This window comes from Variovorax sp. CAN15 (assembly GCF_030462475.1).
In the GTDB taxonomy this organism is placed as follows: domain Bacteria; phylum Pseudomonadota; class Gammaproteobacteria; order Burkholderiales; family Burkholderiaceae_C; genus Variovorax.
In genome coordinates, this window is sequence record NZ_JASMRZ010000023.1 from 21,154 (window position 1) to 38,362 (window position 17,209).

The window sequence follows — 17,209 nt, forward strand, 5'->3', positions numbered from 1 at the left end:
TTGCTTACTTCTTGCGCCGCGCGACCAGTTGCTTCGCGTAGGCGTCGAGCTCGTCCAGCCCGCCCTTGATGTCGGTGCGCGAGCCGGTGATCAATTCTTCCAGGATGATCCCCCAGCGGTCGCCGAGGTCGGGCCATGCCGGGTCCTGCCAGAAATTCACGGCCGTGACCTTGCCGGTGTCGGCCAGCGCCTTGCCGAGGTCGGCGCCGTAGCGCTTGGCGAACTCGGGGCTCGACAGCACGCTGGTGCGATTGAGCTCGCCGAACTGGCCTTCCGCGAGGCGGCGCTGCTCCTGCTTCTTCGAAGTGGCCCAGGCGATGAACAGGCCCGCGCACTTCTTCGCTTCTTCGGTCTTGTTGGCCTTGGTGCCGATGGCCAGGCCGTGGCCGTAGCCGCCGCCAGTCAGCGGCGCGGGTGGCGGCAGGTAGGCGATCTTGCCGATCACGGTCGACATCTTCGGGTCGAGCGCATTGCCGGCCAGCGGGGTCGACTCGACCAGCATCGCCACCTTGCCCGCGAGGAAGGCGCCGGTGGATTCGTCCCAGCCGCCGGTCTTGGTGCCGGGCGCCGAGTACTTGAAGAGATCGAGGTAGGTCTGCGTGGCCTTCACGGCCGCGGGCGAATCGAACACGGGCTTGTCGCCGTCGAACCACTGGCCGCCGTAGCCGCGGAAGAAAGGCATCCAGCGCCACACGTTGGCGCCGGAGCCGCGCTGGCCGCGCAGCGCCACGCCGTAGACGCCGTTGGCCGGATCGTTGAGCTTCTTCGCGGCCTCGGCGAATTCCTCCAGCGTGGTCGGCGGTTTGATGCCGGCCTTCTCCAGCAGGTCCTTGCGGTAGACCAGCAGGTCGCCGCCGCCGGTGAGCGGCGCAAACCAGACCTGGCCGTCGAAAGTAGCGACCTTCTGGCGGCCGGGGTCGAAATCGGCGTAGTCGTAGTCGGCGGGGTAGTACTTCGCCAGCGGCACGATCCACTTCGACTGGGCGAACAGCGGCACGTTGGCCTCGTCGACGTAGTACACGTTGTACTTGCCCACGGTGGAGGCGTCGGCGCGGGTCTTGGTGCGGCGGTCGTTCTCGTTGAGGTTGTCGATGTTGAACGAGGCGCCGCTCAAGGCCTTGAACTCGTCCTTGTACTTTTCGAGCAGGGTCAGCCCGTCGCGGGGCTGGGACAGGACGCGCAGGTCCTCCTTGCAGACCTGCTGCGCCTGGGCCGCGCCGCCCCACGCGGCCAGTGCCGCCAGCAGCATCGCGCAGCCCTTGAGCCGGTGCCGGTTTTCTTGAACAGCCATCGTTTTGTCTCCTTTGAACCTGTAGCGAATTGCCGGCGGATCGCGGCGGAAACAGGTGGGACGAAGCGTAGGCAGCGGCGGCGCGGCGCCGCGTACACGCGAGCCGGGACGCTGATATTTTGATGACCAGCCGGCTTGGGGTTTTGCCGGGGTCGAGGGCTTTCAGCCCCTCTGGTTGCAACCAGAAACCGTATCGATAGAATCTATTTCAGTTTTTATTTAAAACCAGATGAAGAAGCCATGAGCACCATGCCACCATGCCAGGCCGCAGCCTTCGCGCGCCCATGCCCCGAACCGTCGATATCAGGCGCGCTGGCGCTCTTGTTCGCCGTCGCCTGCGGGCTCGCGGTGGCCAACGTGTACTACGCCCAACCGCTGCTGGACACGCTGGCGGAAACCTTCGGCATCCGGCCCGCCACGGTGGGCGTCGTCATCACCATCACGCAGATCGGCTACGGGCTGGGGCTGCTGATGGTGGTTCCTCTGGGCGATCTCGTCGACCGGCGGCGGCTGATCGTCGGGCAATCGCTGCTGTCGGTTGTCGCGCTGCTGGCCGTGGCGCTGGCACCGAGCGCGTCTGTGCTGCTGCCGGCGATGGCCGCCGTGGGCGTGCTGGCCGTCGTGACGCAGGTGCTGGTCGCCTATGCCGCGAGCATGGCCGCGCCGGGCGAGCGCGGACGCGTGGTGGGCACCGTCACCAGCGGCATCATCATCGGCATCCTGCTGGCGCGGGCGGTCTCGGGCACGCTGTCGGATCTGTTCGGCTGGCGCTCGGTGTACCTTGCGTCGGCGGCGGCCACGCTGGTCGTCGCCGGGCTGCTGTGGATGGTGCTGCCGGCGCGCACGCGGCCCGCGCCGGGCATCCCGTACCCGCGGCTGATCCGCTCGGTATTCGCGCTCTTCGCGCAGGAGCCTGTGCTGCGCATCCGCGCCGTGCTCGCGATGCTGATCTTCATGTCCGTCACGATGCTGCTGACGCCGATGGTGCTGCCGCTCACGGCGCCACCCTTCTCGCTCTCGCACACGCAGGTGGGCCTGTTCGGACTGGCGGGCGCGGCCGGTGCGCTGGGCGCAGCGCGGGCGGGGCGCCAGTCGGACCGTGGCCGCGCACAGCGCACCACCTGCATCGGCCTGTGCGCGATGCTGCTGTCGTGGGGGTTGATCGCCATGCTGCCGTGGTCCATCTGGGCGATGGTGGTGGGCGTGATCGTCATCGACTTCGGCCTGCAGTCGGTGCACGTGGCCAACCAGAGCCTGATCTACCGCGTGCGCCCGGAGGCGCAGAGCCGGCTGACGGCCGGGTACATGATCTTCTATTCCATCGGCTCCGCCACCGGATCGATTGCTTCGACGATGGTGTACGCCCACGCGGGCTGGAATGGCGTCTGCCTGGCCGGAGCCCTCGTCAGCGGCACGGCGCTGCTGTTCTGGGCGCTGACCCGGCACCTGACGCCGAGGGACACGGCCGCCTGAGTTCAGTCCGTGGTGGCGAGCGGCGTGTTCTGCGCGGTGCGCAGCCCGAAGCGGTCCTGCGCCTGCTGCCTGTAGACCGAGGGCGTCATGCCCTTGAGCTGCAGGAAGCGGCGGTTGAAGTTCGCGAGATTCGCGAAGCCCACCTCGTAGCAGATGTCGCTCACCAGCCTGTCCGACTTCTGCAGCATCTCGCAGGCCTTGGCCACGCGCAGCCGCGTCACGAAATCGGTGAAGGTGGCGCCCATGTGCTTGTGGAACCAGCGCGAGAAGCTGCTCTCGGCCATGTTGGCCACGGCGCACACGGCCGGCAGCGAGAGTTCCTCCGTCAGGTGCCGGTCGAGGTAGTCGAGCACCCGGCGCATGCGCGTGTTGACGCTCGGATCCTCGGCCACGGGCTCGGCCGTGCTCGAAATCTGCCGCCAGTCGGGCCAGCGGGCCAGCTCGTGCAGCAGCCCGATGAAGGCCGAGAGTCGCGCCATGCCCTCCTGCCCCTGCACGCGCTGGAAGCGCTCGCGCACGAGGTCGCCGATGCCGAAGAACTCGACGCCCAGCTTCGCCCGGTCGAGCATCGGCAGCACCGCCTTGAGCTCGGGGAACAGGTCCGTGCCCTTGCGCAGCGGCTCGTCGCGGAAGTGGATGACCATGCTGCGCTCGGTGATGCCCTCGGGCGGCACGTCGTGCGAGATCCAGGTATGGGGCAGCCGGGCACCCACCAGCGCCACGTAGCCGGGCTCGAAGCGCCCGATATGGTCGCCGACGAAGGCATCGCCGCTGCTGCGGTTGATGCACTGCAGCTCGTATTCGTCGTGGTAGTGCCAGCAGTCGAAGGGCCAGGGCACGCCGTGCTGCAGGCAGCGCACCGAACTGCCGCCCGCCGGCTCGAAGCCGAGCCTCGGGTCGCGCATCAGTTCGTGCTCGAGTTCCGGTTTTCGCGCTGCGTTGTGCCTCATGTTCGACCAGCCTCTCGCGCGCAGGCCAGCGGCGCAGCCTTCAGGCGCCGGCGACCTTCATGCGGTTCACCAGGACCGATCCGGTGGTCTTGGCGCCGAAAGTGTAGGCATCCGCCCCGATGGCTTCAATACCCAGCAGCATGTCCTTCAGGTTGCCGGCGATGGTGATCTCCTGCACCGGGAAGGCGATCTTGCCCTTCTCCACCCAGAAGCCGCTGGCGCCGCGCGAGTAGTCGCCGGTCACGTAGTTCACGCCCTGCCCCATCAGCTCGATCACGAAGAGGCCGGTGCCCAGCTTGGCGAGCATGGCGTCGAGGTCATCGGTGTGCCTGGTCAGGCGCGAGCTCAGCGTCAGGTTGTGCGAGCCGCCGGCGTTGCCGGTGGTCTTCATGCCCAGCTTGCGCGCCGAGTAGGTCGAGAGAAAGTAGCCCTCGAGGCGGCCGGCATCGACCACCTTGCGCGCCCGGGTGATCACGCCCTCGTCGTCGAAGGGGGCGCTGCCCTTGCCGCGCATGACGTGCGGGTCTTCGGCCACGTCGACGTGCGCGGGCAGCACGGGCTTGCCCAGCGAGTCGAGCAGGAATGTGCTCTTGCGGTACAGCGATCCGCCGCTCACGGCCTGCACCAGCGAGCCCAGCAGGCCCACGGCCAGCGGCGACTCGAAGAGCACCGGGCATTCGACGGTCTTGATCTTGCGCGACTTCAGGCGGCTGAGCGCACGTTCGGCGGCGTAGCGGCCCACGGCCTGCGGGCTGGCCAGTTCATCGGCCGAGCGCATGGAGCTGTACCAGGCGTCGCGCTGCATGTCGTCGCCCTTGCCGGCGATGGGCGCCACCGAGATGGAGTGCCGCGAGCTGGCGTAGCCGCCGCGAAAGCCATGCGTATGGGCGCTGAAGAAGTGGCTCTGCTGGGCCGAGACGCCCGCGCCCTCGCTGTTGGTGATGCGCTTGTCGGTCGACAGGGCAGCCTCTTCGCACTCCAGGGCCAGCCTGGCGGCCTGCTCGCTGGTCACGTCCCAGGGATGGAACAGATCGAGCTCGGGGTGTTCCCTGGCGATGTCTTCCTCGTCCGGCAGGCCGCTCACGGGGTCTTCGGCGGTGAAGCGGGCGATGTCGTAGGCCGCCTGCACGGTCTGGGCGATGGCCGCCTCGGAGAAATCGGAGGTGCTGGCGTTGCCTCGGCGGTGGCCCACGTAGACCGTGACGCCCAGCGACTTGTCGCGGTTGCGCTCGACGTTCTCCAGCTCGCCCTTGCGCACCGAGACGCTCAGGCCGCAGCCTTCGGAGGCCTCGGCCCCGGCGTCGGTGGCACCGAGCTTCTTGGCATGCGCCAGGGCGGTGTCGACCAGGTTTTCGAAGAAGGAGCGGCTGTAGGCGAAGCCGGAATCGGCGCGCGAGGAGGATGTCGTCATGTGGTGGCTATGATACTTGCGCCCCCCATTTCCGGTTTCCCCCCAGCTTCCCGCTGCGCATTGCACGCGTTGCAACGCCGCACGGCGCGGCCCAGAATCGACTCCCATGTCCCGCAAACCCAAAAAAGGCTATTACGTCCGCGGCCATTTCGTGGCCGAAGGCAGCGAGCTCGACCTCGAGCTCAAGCGCGAGCTCAAGGGCTCCGACGAAGCCAGCCGCACCGACCTGAAGCGCGAAAGCGACGAGCTGCAGAAGCTCGGCGCCGAGCTGCTCACACTGCGCGCAGGCCTCTTCGACGCGCTCCAGCTCGACGAGAAGCTGGTCGACGCCATCGCCGAGGCCAGGCGGATCACCAATTTCGAAGGCAAGCGCCGCCAGATGCAGTACGTCGGCAAGCTCATGCGCAAGCTGGAGCCCGAGGTGCTGGAGGCCGTGAAGCGGGCCCTGGCCGAGCAGAACACCGTGCCGGCCGCCGAAGTCGCCGCCCTGCACGAGGCCGAGCGCTGGCGCGACCGCCTGATCGCCGACGACGACGCCCTCGGCGGCTGGATCGAGACCCACCCCGCCACCGACGCCCAGCAGCTTCGCGCCCTGGTGCGCCAGGCCCGCAAGGACATGAAGGCCGGCCCCGCCGGCGAGGCGCCGCGCCAGGGCAAGGCCTACCGCGAGGTGTTCCAGGTGGTGCGCGCCCAGCTGGCCGTGCACGGCGGCGCCGACCATGCCGCCGCCGCCGCCGCGCAGGACCGGGAAGAAGACGCATGAGCGAAGCTGCATTCGAGCCGGTGCGCATCGGCATCGTCTCCATCAGCGACCGCGCCTCCAGCGGCACCTACGAGGACAAGGGCCTCCCCTCGCTGAAGGAATGGCTGGGCCGGGCGCTGAAGAACCCCATCGAGTTCGAACCCCGGCTGATCCCCGACGAGGCCGCGCGCATCAGCGCCACGCTGATCGAACTGGTCGACGCAGGCTGCTCGCTGGTGCTGACCACCGGCGGCACCGGCCCCGCCCTGCGCGACGTGACGCCCGAAGCCACGCTGGCCGTGGCGCACAAGGAAATGCCGGGCTTCGGCGAACAGATGCGCCAGATCAGCCTGCGCTTCGTGCCCACCGCGATCCTCTCGCGTCAGGTGGCGGTGATCCGCGACAAGAGCCTGATCATCAACCTGCCAGGCCAGCCCAAGTCGATCGCCGAAACGCTCGAAGGGCTGAAGGACACCGAGGGCGTGCAGGTGGTGCCGGGCATCTTCGCGGCAGTGCCCTACTGCATCGACCTGATCGGCGGACCGTACCTGGAAACCGACGACTCCGTCTGCAAGGCCTTCCGGCCCAAGTCGGCCATCCGCGCCCGCTGAGCTTTCCGCGGCGGTTTGCCCGCGCCCTCAGCGGGCCGCCTGGACGCTCTTCGCCTCRATGTCCTTCAGGCAGGCGTTGATGGCCGAGTTCGACGTGAGCTCGTAGCACCGTACGGCCGCGGCACGCATCGCCTTGTGCTGCTCCTGGCGCTGCTGCGCGCTGTCGATCTGGTAGCCCATGAGCCATTTCATGGCGAACGCGAGCACGACGCCGAAACCGATCGAGAAGCCGACCACGGTGGATCGCCAGGTGCTGCGCGGCGCGGAGGATGCCGCGGCAGGCGCGGCAACGGCGCCCGGATCGAAAACCATCGGTACACGGGTCGACGATCCCCCATGGATCGCGCGACGCTGCGGCGCGCGAGCCTCGGCCTTTCTGGTCGATGCGGAAGAAGAGTTGGGGTGGCGGCTCATCGATCTGCGTATCCTGGATCGGGCAGATTGTCCGATATCCGCGCCCCCCCCCCCGGGTTCAGGGCCCGGCCGGGCCGAAGCCGTGGCTGTCCGCCGCCAGTTCGCAGGGCACCCGTTCGGCCTGCACGGTCGAATGGTGAATGTCGAAGCGCTCGGCCAGCATCGCGCGCAACTGCTGCGTCAGCGGCGCCAGGTCACCCACCTGCGGCGAGCACACCACGTGCACGCTCAGGCTCACCTTGCCGCTGGACAGTGCCCACACGTGCAGGTCATGCAGGCTCGCAACGCCCTCGCTGCCCAGCAGCGCGCTCTCGACCGCAGGCAGGTCCACCTCGTCGGGCACGCCTTCGAGCAGCACGTTGAGGCTCTCGCGCAAGAGGCGCCAGGTGCGCGGCAGCACCCAGAGGCCGATCGCCACGGCGATCACCGAGTCGACCCAGCCCCAGCCCGTGTAGCGGATCACGATGGCGCCGACGGTCACGCCGACCGAGCCCAGCATGTCGGCCCACACCTCCAGGTACGCGCCCTTCACGTTGAGGCTCTCGTCCTTGCCGGAGGCCAGCAGCCGCATGCCGATCAGGTTGACCACCAGGCCGCCGGCGGCCACCAGCAGCATCATGGTCGACTGGATCTCGGCCGGCGCCGAGATCCGCCGGTAGGCCTCGTACAGCACATAGATCGCCACGAAGAACAGCAGCACCGCGTTGAGCACCGCCGCCAGGATTTCGAAGCGGTAGTAGCCGAAGGTGCGCCGCCGGTCGGCAGGCCGCTTGCCGATCCGGATGGCCACGAGTGAGATCGCCAGCGCCACGGTGTCGGTAAACATGTGCGCGGCGTCGGACAGCAGTGCGAGGCTGCCCGACACCAATCCGCCCACCACCTCGGCGACGAGGTAGACCGAGGTCAGCAGCAGCGCCCAGCGCAGTGCCTTCTCGTTGCCGCCGGTGGCGTGGGAATGCTCATGTGCCATGGGAACCTCGCAGTGAAGGATCTGTGGGATCGAGCGGCGCGCCGTGGGCCTGCTGCTGCACTTGCACCTCCTCCTCGTCGCGCCGGTGGGCGATGCGGTAGAGCAGCGGCAGCACCAGCAGCGTCAGCGCGGTCGAAGAAAGGATACCGCCGATCACCACCGTGGCCAGCGGCCGCTGCACCTCGGCGCCCGTGCCGGTGGCGATGGCCATCGGCACGAAGCCCAGCGAGGCGACCAGCGCGGTCATGAGCACCGGCCGCAGCCGCGTGAGCGCGCCTTCGCGGATGGCCGCGTCCAGCGGCAGGCCGCCTTCGCGCAGGTTGCGGATGAACGAGATCATCACCAGCCCGTTGAGCACCGCCACGCCCGACAGCGCGATGAAGCCCACCGCCGCCGAGATCGACAGCGGAATGCCGCGCATCCACAGCGCCACGATGCCGCCCGTGAGCGCGAACGGGATGCCGGTGAACACCAGCAGGCCGTCCTTGATGTTGCCGAACATCGCGAACAGCAGCGTGAACACCAGCAGCAGCGAGACCGGCACCACGATCTGCAGCCGCTGCGTGGCCGAGGCGAGGTTCTCGTACTGGCCGCCCCACACGGTCCAGTAGCCGGTGGGGATCTTCACCTTGCCCATCGCCTCCTCGGCCTCGGCCACGAAGGAGCCGAGGTCGCGGCCGCGCACGTTGGCGCTGACCACGATGCGGCGCTTGCCGTCCTCGCGGCTCACCTGGTTGGGGCCGGGTGCGATGTCCAGCGTTGCCACCTCGCCCAGCGGGATGAAGCTGGTGCGCGCGCCCTCGGCGCCCGCGCCCTTGGGCAGCGCCACAGGCAGGCGCTTGATGGCTTCCAGGTCGGTGCGAAGTTCCTCGGGCAGGCGCACGATGATGTCGAAGCGCCGGTCGCCGTCGAACAGCGTGCCGGCCTCGCGCCCGCCCACGGCGGAGGAGATGGCGTCCTGCACGTCCCCTACGTTGAGGCCGTAGCGCGCGGTCTTGCCGCGGTCGATGTTCACGGTGAGCATCGGCAGGCCGGTGGTCTGCTCGATCTTCACCTCGGCCGCGCCTGCAATGCCGTTGAGCACGCCCGAGACCTCGGCCGCGGCCTTGTTCAGCACGTCCATGTCGTCGCCGAAGATCTTCACCGCCACGTCGCTGCGCACGCCCGAGATCAGCTCGTTGAAGCGCAGCTGGATGGGCTGCGAGAACTCGTAGTTGTTGCCCGGCAGCTTCTCGACTTCTTCCTGCACCGCCGCGAGCACCTCGGCGCGCGAACGCTTCGGCGTGGGCCACTCGCTCTCGGGCTTGAGCATGATGTAGCCGTCGGAGATGTTCGGCGGCATCGGGTCGGAGGCGATCTCCGCCGTGCCGGTGCGCGCGAACACCCGCTCGATCTCCGGAAACTTCGCCTTCAGCGTGCGCTCGAGCTGCTTCTGCATCTCGACCGACTGCGTGAGGCTGGTGCCCGGGATGCGCAGCGCCTGGATGGCGAAGTCGCCCTCGCTCAGGCTGGGCACGAACTCCGTGCCCAGGCGCGTGGACAGCAGGCCCGACAGCACCACGGCCACCGTCGCGAAGGTGATGACCAGCGGCTTGGCCGACATCACGCGCGCCAGCAGCGGCTCGTATGCGCGCTTGGCCCACAGCATCAGGCGGTTTTCCTTCTCGCTGACCTTGTTGCCGATGAAGAGCGCCACGGCCGCCGGGATGAAGGTGATCGACAGGATCATCGCGCCCAGCAGCGCGATCACCACGGTGAAGGCCATCGGGTGGAACAGCTTGCCCTCGACGCCGGTGAGCGCAAAGATCGGCAGGTACACGATCATGATGATCAGCTGGCCGAACAGCAGCGGCCGGCGCGCCTCCCGCGAGGCCGCGAACACTTCGTGAAAGCGCTCGCTGCGCGTGAGCGGCCTGCCCTTGTGGGCCTGCGCGTGGGCCAGCCTTCGCACGCAGTTCTCCACGATCACCACCGCCCCGTCGATGATGATGCCGAAGTCCAGCGCGCCCAGGCTCATGAGGTTGGCGCTGACCTTCTGGTTCACCATGCCGGTGAAGGTGAAGAGCATCGACAGCGGAATCACGAGCGCCGTGATGATCGCCGCGCGGATGTTGCCCAGAAACAGGAACAGGATCGCGATGACCAGCACCGCACCCTCGAACAGGTTCTTCTTCACCGTGGCGATGGCCTTGTCGACCAGCACCGTGCGGTCGTACACCGTCACCGCCTTCACGCCGGCGGGCAGCGTGCGGTTGATCTCCTGCATCCTCCTGTCGACGGCCTGCGACACGGTGCGGCTGTTCTCGCCGATCAGCATGAACACCGTGCCCAGCACCGCCTCGCGGCCGTTGTCGGTGGCGGCGCCCGTGCGCAGTTCGCGGCCGATGCCGACCTCCGCCACGTCCTGCACGCGCAGCGGAATGCCGTTGGCGTTGCCGAGGATGACGTTGCCGATGTCCTCGGCCGACTTCACCTGCCCCGGCGCGCGAATCAGGTACTGCTCGCCGCGCTTCTCGATGTAGCCCGCGCCCACGTTGGCGTTGTTGCGCTCCAGCGCGAGCACGATGTCGCCCATGGTCAGGCCGTGCGCCAGCAGCTTGGCCGGATCGGGCGCGATCTGGAACTCCTTGGCATAGCCGCCGATGGAGTTGATCTCGGTCACGCCCGGCACGTTGCGCAGCTGCGGCTTGATGATCCAGTCCTGTATCTCGCGCAGGTCGGTGGGCGAGTAGGGCTTGCCGTCGGCCTTCTTCGCGCCCTCCTCGGCCTCGACGGTCCAGAGGTAGATCTCGCCGAGGCCGGTGGAAATGGGCCCGATCACCGGCGAGATGCCGCGCGGCATGCTCTCGCGCGCGGACTGTATGCGCTCATTGACGAGCTGCCGCGCGAAGTAGATGTCGGTGCCGTCCTTGAAGATCACCGTGACCTGCGAGAGGCCGTAGCGCGAGAGCGAGCGCGTCTGCTGCAGGCCCGGCAGGCCGGCCATGACGGTCTCGATCGGGTAGGTCACGCGCTGCTCGGTCTCCAGCGGGGAGTAGCCGGGCGCGGCGGTGTTGATCTGCACCTGCACGTTGGTGATGTCGGGCACGGCGTCGATGGGCAGCTTCTGGTAGCTGAAGATGCCCAGCGCCGCCATGCCGAACACGGCGAGCAGCACCAGCCAGCGCTGCTCGATGGAGAAGCGGATGATTCGTTCGAACATGCGGGCTTCCTCAGTGGGTGTGCGTGGCCGAGCTCTTGCCCTGCTGCGACTTCACGACGAAGCTGCCGCTGGCCGCATACGCCGCGCCGGGCTTCAGCCCGCCGACGATCTCGATGCGCCTGCCGTCGCTGCGCCCGGTCTCCACGTGCTGCGGCAGGAAGCCGCCGGGCACGCGCAGGAACACGGTGGGCTTGTCTTCCACGGTCTGCACCGCGTCGGCCGCGACGGTCACGGGCGCCTCGGTTTCCGACGCCACCAGCTCGACGTTCACGAACAGGCCCGGGCGCCAGATGCGCTGCGGGTTGGTCAGCGTGACGCGCGCGGTGGCTGTGCGCGTCTGCGCGCCGATGAGCGAGCCCACGTACGACACCTTGCCGGTCGCAGTCTGGTCGAAGGCGCTGGAGCGGATCTTCACCTGCTCGCCGATGCGCACCAGGTTCAGGTTGTTGGCGGCCACGCTGATCTCGGCCCACACGGTCGACAGGTCGGAGATGGTGAAGACGTTGACCGCCTCCCCCACCGATTCGCCGAGCGAGATGTGCTTTTCGACCACCATGCCGTCGAAGGGCGCGCGCAGCTCGTAGCGGCCCAGTGCCGACGAGCCGGGCGTGGCGCCCAGCGCCAGCAGCTTCTGGTTGGCGTTGGCCACGGCGATGCGCGCCTCCTGCATGGCCTGCTCGGCCTGCAGGTAGTCCTGCTGCGGCGAGATCTTTTCCTCCCACAGCTTCTTCTCGCGCTCGTAGGTGGTGCGGGCCAGCTCCAGCCGGCGCTGCGCCGACTGAAGCTCGCTGCGCTGCTCCGAGAGCCCCGGGCTCGACAGCACCGCGAGCACCTCGCCGCGCTTGACCTCCTGCCCCAGGTTGGCCGGCACGCTGTCGACCACGCCCGCCACGCGCGGCACCACGTGGGCCGTGCGGTCTTCGTTGAACTTGATCTCGCCCGGCAGCTGCAGCGACAGCTTGATGCGTGCGGGGCCGGCGCTTTCGATGGCGATATCGGCGGCCTTGATCTGCTCGTCGGTGAAGGCGATCTTTTCCTCGTCTTCCTTGTGCGCGGCGGGCTTGGCTTCGCCCTTCGCCTCGGTCTTCTCCTCGGCCTTGCCCTCGCCTGCCTTGCCCTCCTCGGCGTGGTGCTCCTTGTCTGCATGGCCCTTGGCCTCGCCGTGGCTGTGGTCGTGGTCCTCGCCTCCGGCCGCCTTGCCTTCCTTGTGGCCCTCTTCCTTGTGGCCTGCCTCCTCGTGGTGCTCGCCGTCACCGTGTCCGGCTGCTTCCGAATGGCCGGCCGCCTCGGGCTTGGCGGGCGCGCTGCGCAATATCAGCGCCCCTGCGCCCGCGCCCAGCACGAGCACCGCCGCGATGGCGATCAGCTGCTTCTTGCCGACACGCTCGGCGAAAGTCTTGCGTTCTTCTGTGTTCATGATCTGTGGAATTCCTTGTTTGCCTGTCAGCGCGCGACGGGCGTAGTCATCGCGGGAGCGGCCGCGTCGCCTTCGTTGCCCAGCAGCCGGTCGAGGTCGCCCGCCGCGCGGTGCGCGTCGGCCAGCGCGAGCAGGTACTGCGCGCGCACCTGGAACAGCGTGCGCTGCGCGTCCAGCGCTTCGAGAAAGCTGAACTTGCCCAGCTCGAAGCCCTTGGTGGCGGCCTTGTAGGCGCTCTCGGCACCGGGCAGCGCGTCGCGCTGCAGCGTCTCGGCGGTGGCGTGCGCGGAGCGCAGGCGCTCGGTGGCCTGTGCCACCTCGGTGCCCAGTTGGAGCTCGGCAACGGCGAGGTCGTCGCGCGCTTTTTCCTCGCGGCTCAGGGCCTCGGCGACATTGCCGCGGTTGGTGTCGAAGATCGGCAGCGGCACCGACAGGCCCAGCACCACCTGGTTGCGCCGGCTGCCGCCGGTGTCGCCGTCGGAAGCCGGCACGCGCTTGGCGCCGAGCGAGACGGTCACGTCGGGAATGCGCCTGGCGCGCTCCAGATCGGCCAGCGCCTTGCGCCGCTCGACTTCGAGCCGCGCCTGCCGCACCACCGGTGCATCGGCCAGCTTGCCGGCGATGTCCTGGGCCGACGCCATGGCGGGCAGCTGATCGACCGCGCCATCCACCTGCGTGAAGCGGGGACTGGGGTTGCCCCAGAGCGCTGCGAGCTGCTGGCGCGCCGATCGCAGCGTGCCCTCGGCCTGCATCAGCTCGACGCGGATGCCGGCCTCGGCCACGCGCGCCTTGGTTTCCTCCAGCGGCGAGACCTTGCCGGCAGCCACGCGGTTGGCGGCAGCGCGGGTGGCGGTCTGCGCGAGGCCCACCGAATCCTGCGCGAGCCGAAGGCGCTCCTGCGCGGTCAGCACCTCGAAGAAGGCAGTGACGGCGGCCGCACGGATCTCGGCGCGGCGCCCCGCCAGCGCCGACGCGGCCTGGTCACGAGCCCGCTCGGCCGCCGTGACGCGGGCTGTGCGCTTGCCGCCCAGTTCGATAGGCTGGCTCAGCTGCAGCGTGGTGGTGCGGTTGTCGCGGCGCAGGTCTTCGAACTGCGCATCGAGCGTCGGGTTGGGCCACGCGCCCGCCTGGACGATGGCGGCCTCGGTGGCTTCCTGCTCGCGCAATGCGGAAGACAGGCCGGGGTTGGCCCGCAGCGCCATGGCGACGGCGCCGCGCAGCGTGAGCGGGCCCGAAGGCTCCTGCACGCGGGCACCTGCTGCGCCGGATGGGGCGGGTTGTGGATATGGAACTCCGGCGGAGGTCTGTGCGACCTGCGAAAAAGCCGGGGGCGCCGCCATGGCCAGCACGGCCAGCGGCACGAAGAACGTGCGCATCGAATTCTCCTGGGTTGCGAAACAACGGACGGACGAATTCGGCGAGAGCTCGGCTAGCTGATGGTGGGTATCAGAAAGGGGTTGTGTTCTCTCGCCGAATCAGGAGGCGAGAGACCAGTCGGGGCGGACCGGAACGTCGGAGACATGCGAGGCGAAACGCTCGTCGGGCATCGCGCGCAGCGGCTGGGCCACGCGCGCCACGGATTGCACCGGCTCGGCTAGTGCATCGGCGTGCTGGGCATGGCCGAAGTGGCAGACGGCGCAGTCGCCGACCACCGCATTGGGCTGGGTGCTGGAGTTCTTCTGCGCGCCCTCGCCGCTATGGCTGCGGTCGGTGCCGCGGGTCTCGCTTTCGTGATGGCCCCAGTGGTCGGGCCGGGTGTCGCGTTCATGCTGGCAGTACGCCGATGCCGACGCCCAGCTGAACTGGAACGGCAGCAGGACGAGCATGAAGATGAGAAACCAGCGGCGCATGGAGGCAAAAAGTATATCGGCGGGCACGTCCGGGTATTCCGGCAATGGCCCTGCGGGACGCAGGGCACGCCGCGATACGGGCCCGGCGCAATGTATGACGCCCGGGCGGGGCTTTGTCCGTCATCAGGATTACCAAAACGTAACCCGCGTATGGAAAGTGCTTCGATACCATCTCCCAATGCGAATCCTTGTCATCGAAGACGAGCCCAAGCTGGGCGAATACCTCAAGAAGGGGCTGGAGGAAAACGGGTACGTCGTCGACATAGCCCGCGATGGCATCGAAGGAAAGTACCTTGCCACCGAAGGTGACTACGCGCTGATCCTGCTCGACGTGATGCTGCCCGGCATCGACGGTTTCGCCGTGCTGCAGGCCATTCGTCGCACGAAGAACGTGCCCGTGCTGGTGCTCACGGCACGCGACAAGGTCGAAGATCGCGTGCAGGGCCTGCAGCAGGGCGCCGACGACTACCTGGTGAAGCCCTTCTCGTTCTCCGAGCTGCTGGCGCGCGTGCAGGCCCTGCTGCGCCGGGGCAAGCCGCAGGAATCCACGGTACTGCGCCTGGCCGACCTGGAGGTCGACCTGATCACCCGCAAATGCACGCGCAACCGAACGCGGCTGGACCTCACGGCCAAGGAATTCACCCTGCTGCTGGTGCTCCTTCGCCGGCGCGGCCAGATCCTTTCGCGCACCACGCTCGCCGAGCAGGTGTGGGACATGAACTTCGACAGCGACACCAACGTGGTGGAAGTGGCCATCCGCCGGCTGCGCAGCAAGCTCGACGACCCGTTCGAGGTGAAGCTGCTGCACACCGTGCGCGGCATGGGCTACGTGCTCGAAGACCGTTCCTGGCATTGACCGCCCGGCCGCAATCCCTGCAGAGCCGGCTTTCGCTCTGGCTCGCCGCGCAGACCCTGTTCGGGTTGAGCGTGATCTGCTTCGCGATCTACCTCGTCACCGCCTGGAACTTCGGCCAGAAGCAGGAGGAAGAGCTCACTGGCAAGGCGGTGCTGGTGGAACACCTGCTGCAGGAGGCCGAGAAAGGCGGCGACCTCGTCTTCCTGCGCCACAAGCTCGACGACTTCTTCTCGATGCAGGACGACGTAACGCTGTCGATCTCGGCCGGCGGCAGGCGGCTCTTCGAATCGAGGCCCACTGCAGGCGGCAAATGGATGGTGCGCGACCTGGAAGTGCCGTGGAACCAGGCCGGCACCACCACGCAGCTTTCGGTGCGCATCGGCGTGAACACCGCGCAGGAGGCGCAACTGCTGCGCCGCCTCGCCTGGACGCTGCTGGGCGCCGTGGTGCTGGGCACCGCGTTGGTCTCGCTCACCGGCATGTGGCTGGTGCGCCGGGGCCTGAAGCCGCTGAAGACGCTGACCGAGCGCACCGCCGCAATGGCGCCCGACAAGGCCAACCAGCCCATTGACCCCAGCGACTTCGCCGAAGAGCTGCGCCCCTGGATCACCCAGTTCAACGCCCTGCTGCTGCGGGTGCAGCGGGCCTACGTACAGCTCGAATCCTTCAACGCCGACGTGGCGCACGAGCTGCGCACACCGCTGGCCAACCTGATCGGCTCCACCGAACTCGCGCTCACCCGCCCGCGCAGCAACGAGGAGCTGCAGACCGTGCTCGCCTCCAACCTCGAGGAGGTCGGCCGGCTCTCGGGCATCGTCACCGACATGCTGTTCCTTTCGCAGGCCGAGCGCGGCGCGCCCATGCGCACGCGGGCAGTGGCGAGCCTCGCCGCGCAGGCGACCGACGTGATCGACTTCTACGATGCCATGCTGGAAGAAGCCGGCCTGCGCGCCGAGGTGCGCGGCGACGCCATGGCCGACGTAGACGCCGCGCTGGTACGCCGCGCACTCTTCAACCTGCTGGGCAACGCCATCCGCTTCGCGGCGCCGGCCTCGACGATACGCATCGAGATCGGCGAGGAAAGCGCCACCGAGTTCGCCGTGGCCGTGGTCAACAAGGGCGAGCCCATCGACCCCGCCGCCCTGCCCCGCCTGTTCGAGCGCTTCTACCGCGCCGCGCAGGCCCGCGACGGCTCGACCCGGCACCACGGGCTGGGCCTGTCTATCGTGGAAGCCATTGCCCGCATGCACGGCGGGCGGGTGTTCGCGGCCAGCCGGGGCGGCGAGACGCGCATCGGCTTCATCGTGGCGAAGCGCTGATCGAAGTCAGGGCTTCGCGTGCGCGGCGTCCGCCGCGACCGCCGGCTTGCGGCCGATGAACAGGTTGATCAGCGGCCCCGTCATCGCGGTGGTGGCCAGCGCCATCACCAGCAGCATGGTGAAGAGCTCGGGGCCGCTCATCAGCGCCGCCATCACGATGGTCGAGGGCTCCCCCTCGGGGGCCTTCACGCGCAACAGCCATGCGAAGGCCGGCTTGAGCCCGAGGAACAGCGCCACCAGCACCAAAGCCATGCCCAGCGTGATCTTCAGCAGTCCCTGGCAGCCATGGCCCGCGCCGGCCCGCGCGATCACCACGGCCGGCAGGATCCAGGCGAACACGTCGGCCACGGCCGCCACGTTCAGCGAGAGCTGCCCGAAGGGCGTGCGCGTCATGCGCAATCGCAATGGCCAGTGCCATCGGCACGACCACGCTCCGCGCGCCCAGATAGCTCGCCGAGCACAGTTGCTCGTGCACGCCCTTGGAGGCCCGCAGTTCCAGGCCGACCACGAGCATGAAAAGCCCCAGCCCCGGCGTGGAAAGGGAAGACAGCCCGTGCAGCGGCTCCTTCGAGAACAGCTGCGCGCGCAGCGAGGGGAAGAGCGCCGCCATCTCGCCAACCACGCCGGGCTGGCCGACGTGTCGAAGCGACGGACATCGAAGGACTCTGGCTGGGGAAGGGATATCCGGCCGATGTCAGGGCTC

The 17,209-nt window shown here is 68.5% G+C and carries 15 protein-coding genes; 5 read left to right on the plus strand and 10 right to left on the minus strand.

Going from position 1 to position 17,209, the window contains the following annotated elements; genetic code table 11:
* Positions 1–4: 4 nt before the first annotated feature.
* On the minus strand, positions 5–1,249 hold the full coding sequence (locus QMO14_RS16390) for a sugar ABC transporter substrate-binding protein (RefSeq protein WP_301508450.1): 1,245 nt from the start codon (positions 1,247–1,249) through the stop codon (positions 5–7).
* Positions 1,250–1,540: 291 nt separating this feature from the next.
* Between QMO14_RS16390 and QMO14_RS16395 the strand changes: the two genes are divergently transcribed.
* Positions 1,541–2,764 (plus strand): MFS transporter, encoded by a 1,224-nt coding sequence (locus QMO14_RS16395; RefSeq protein WP_301508452.1) that lies wholly within the window; start codon positions 1,541–1,543, stop codon positions 2,762–2,764.
* Positions 2,765–2,766: 2 nt separating this feature from the next.
* Here the strand turns inward: QMO14_RS16395 and QMO14_RS16400 are convergent, their stop codons facing one another.
* Both QMO14_RS16400 and pmbA read right to left on the minus strand, forming a co-directional pair.
* A complete protein-coding gene (locus QMO14_RS16400; RefSeq protein ID WP_301508382.1) occupies positions 2,767–3,714 on the minus strand; it encodes an AraC family transcriptional regulator in 948 nt (315 codons plus the stop codon).
* 40 nt (positions 3,715–3,754) lie between these two features.
* Positions 3,755–5,125, minus strand: a complete 1,371-nt coding sequence (pmbA, locus tag QMO14_RS16405) for a metalloprotease PmbA (RefSeq protein WP_301508384.1) — start codon at positions 5,123–5,125, stop codon at positions 3,755–3,757.
* Between the two features lie 106 nt (positions 5,126–5,231).
* On the opposite strand from pmbA, the gene yjgA reads away from it, so the two are divergent.
* A complete protein-coding gene (gene yjgA, locus QMO14_RS16410) occupies positions 5,232–5,888 on the plus strand; it encodes a ribosome biogenesis factor YjgA (protein ID WP_301508385.1) in 657 nt (218 codons plus the stop codon).
* A complete protein-coding gene (mog, locus tag QMO14_RS16415; RefSeq protein ID WP_301508386.1) occupies positions 5,885–6,478 on the plus strand; it encodes a molybdopterin adenylyltransferase in 594 nt (197 codons plus the stop codon). The genes yjgA and mog overlap by 4 nt, the downstream gene beginning before the upstream one ends.
* Before the next feature lie 27 nt (positions 6,479–6,505).
* On the opposite strand, the gene QMO14_RS16420 is transcribed toward mog, so the two are convergent.
* The 6 genes from QMO14_RS16420 to czcI form a co-directional block, all read right to left on the minus strand.
* Positions 6,506–6,892 carry a hypothetical protein gene (locus tag QMO14_RS16420; protein ID WP_301508389.1) on the minus strand — a complete coding sequence of 129 codons (387 nt, stop codon included), beginning with the start codon at positions 6,890–6,892 and terminating at the stop codon, positions 6,506–6,508.
* A 58-nt stretch (positions 6,893–6,950) separates the two neighbouring features.
* A complete protein-coding gene (locus QMO14_RS16425; RefSeq protein ID WP_301508390.1) occupies positions 6,951–7,862 on the minus strand; it encodes a cation diffusion facilitator family transporter in 912 nt (303 codons plus the stop codon).
* Positions 7,852–11,064 carry a CusA/CzcA family heavy metal efflux RND transporter gene (locus tag QMO14_RS16430; RefSeq protein ID WP_301508392.1) on the minus strand — a complete coding sequence of 1,071 codons (3,213 nt, stop codon included), beginning with the start codon at positions 11,062–11,064 and terminating at the stop codon, positions 7,852–7,854. The genes QMO14_RS16425 and QMO14_RS16430 overlap by 11 nt, the downstream gene beginning before the upstream one ends.
* 10 nt (positions 11,065–11,074) lie before the next feature.
* On the minus strand, positions 11,075–12,481 hold the full coding sequence (locus QMO14_RS16435) for an efflux RND transporter periplasmic adaptor subunit (protein ID WP_301508394.1): 1,407 nt from the start codon (positions 12,479–12,481) through the stop codon (positions 11,075–11,077).
* Between the two features lie 26 nt (positions 12,482–12,507).
* A complete protein-coding gene (locus QMO14_RS16440) occupies positions 12,508–13,857 on the minus strand; it encodes a TolC family protein (protein ID WP_301508395.1) in 1,350 nt (449 codons plus the stop codon).
* A gap of 99 nt (positions 13,858–13,956) precedes the next feature.
* Positions 13,957–14,331: a cation efflux protein, CzcI family gene (gene czcI, locus QMO14_RS16445; RefSeq protein WP_301508397.1), complete on the minus strand. Its 375-nt coding sequence runs from the start codon at positions 14,329–14,331 to the stop codon at positions 13,957–13,959.
* Positions 14,332–14,509: 178 nt separating this feature from the next.
* On the opposite strand from czcI, the gene QMO14_RS16450 reads away from it, so the two are divergent.
* Together QMO14_RS16450 and QMO14_RS16455 are read left to right on the plus strand one after the other, a co-directional pair.
* Positions 14,510–15,187 carry a heavy metal response regulator transcription factor gene (locus QMO14_RS16450; RefSeq protein ID WP_301508399.1) on the plus strand — a complete coding sequence of 226 codons (678 nt, stop codon included), beginning with the start codon at positions 14,510–14,512 and terminating at the stop codon, positions 15,185–15,187.
* On the plus strand, positions 15,184–16,506 hold the full coding sequence (locus tag QMO14_RS16455; protein WP_301508401.1) for a heavy metal sensor histidine kinase: 1,323 nt from the start codon (positions 15,184–15,186) through the stop codon (positions 16,504–16,506). Before QMO14_RS16450 ends, QMO14_RS16455 begins: the two co-directional genes overlap by 4 nt.
* 6 nt (positions 16,507–16,512) lie before the next feature.
* On the opposite strand, the gene QMO14_RS16460 is transcribed toward QMO14_RS16455, so the two are convergent.
* Positions 16,513–16,899 (minus strand): hypothetical protein, encoded by a 387-nt coding sequence (locus QMO14_RS16460; protein ID WP_301508402.1) that lies wholly within the window; start codon positions 16,897–16,899, stop codon positions 16,513–16,515.
* Positions 16,900–17,209: the final 310 nt, after the last annotated feature.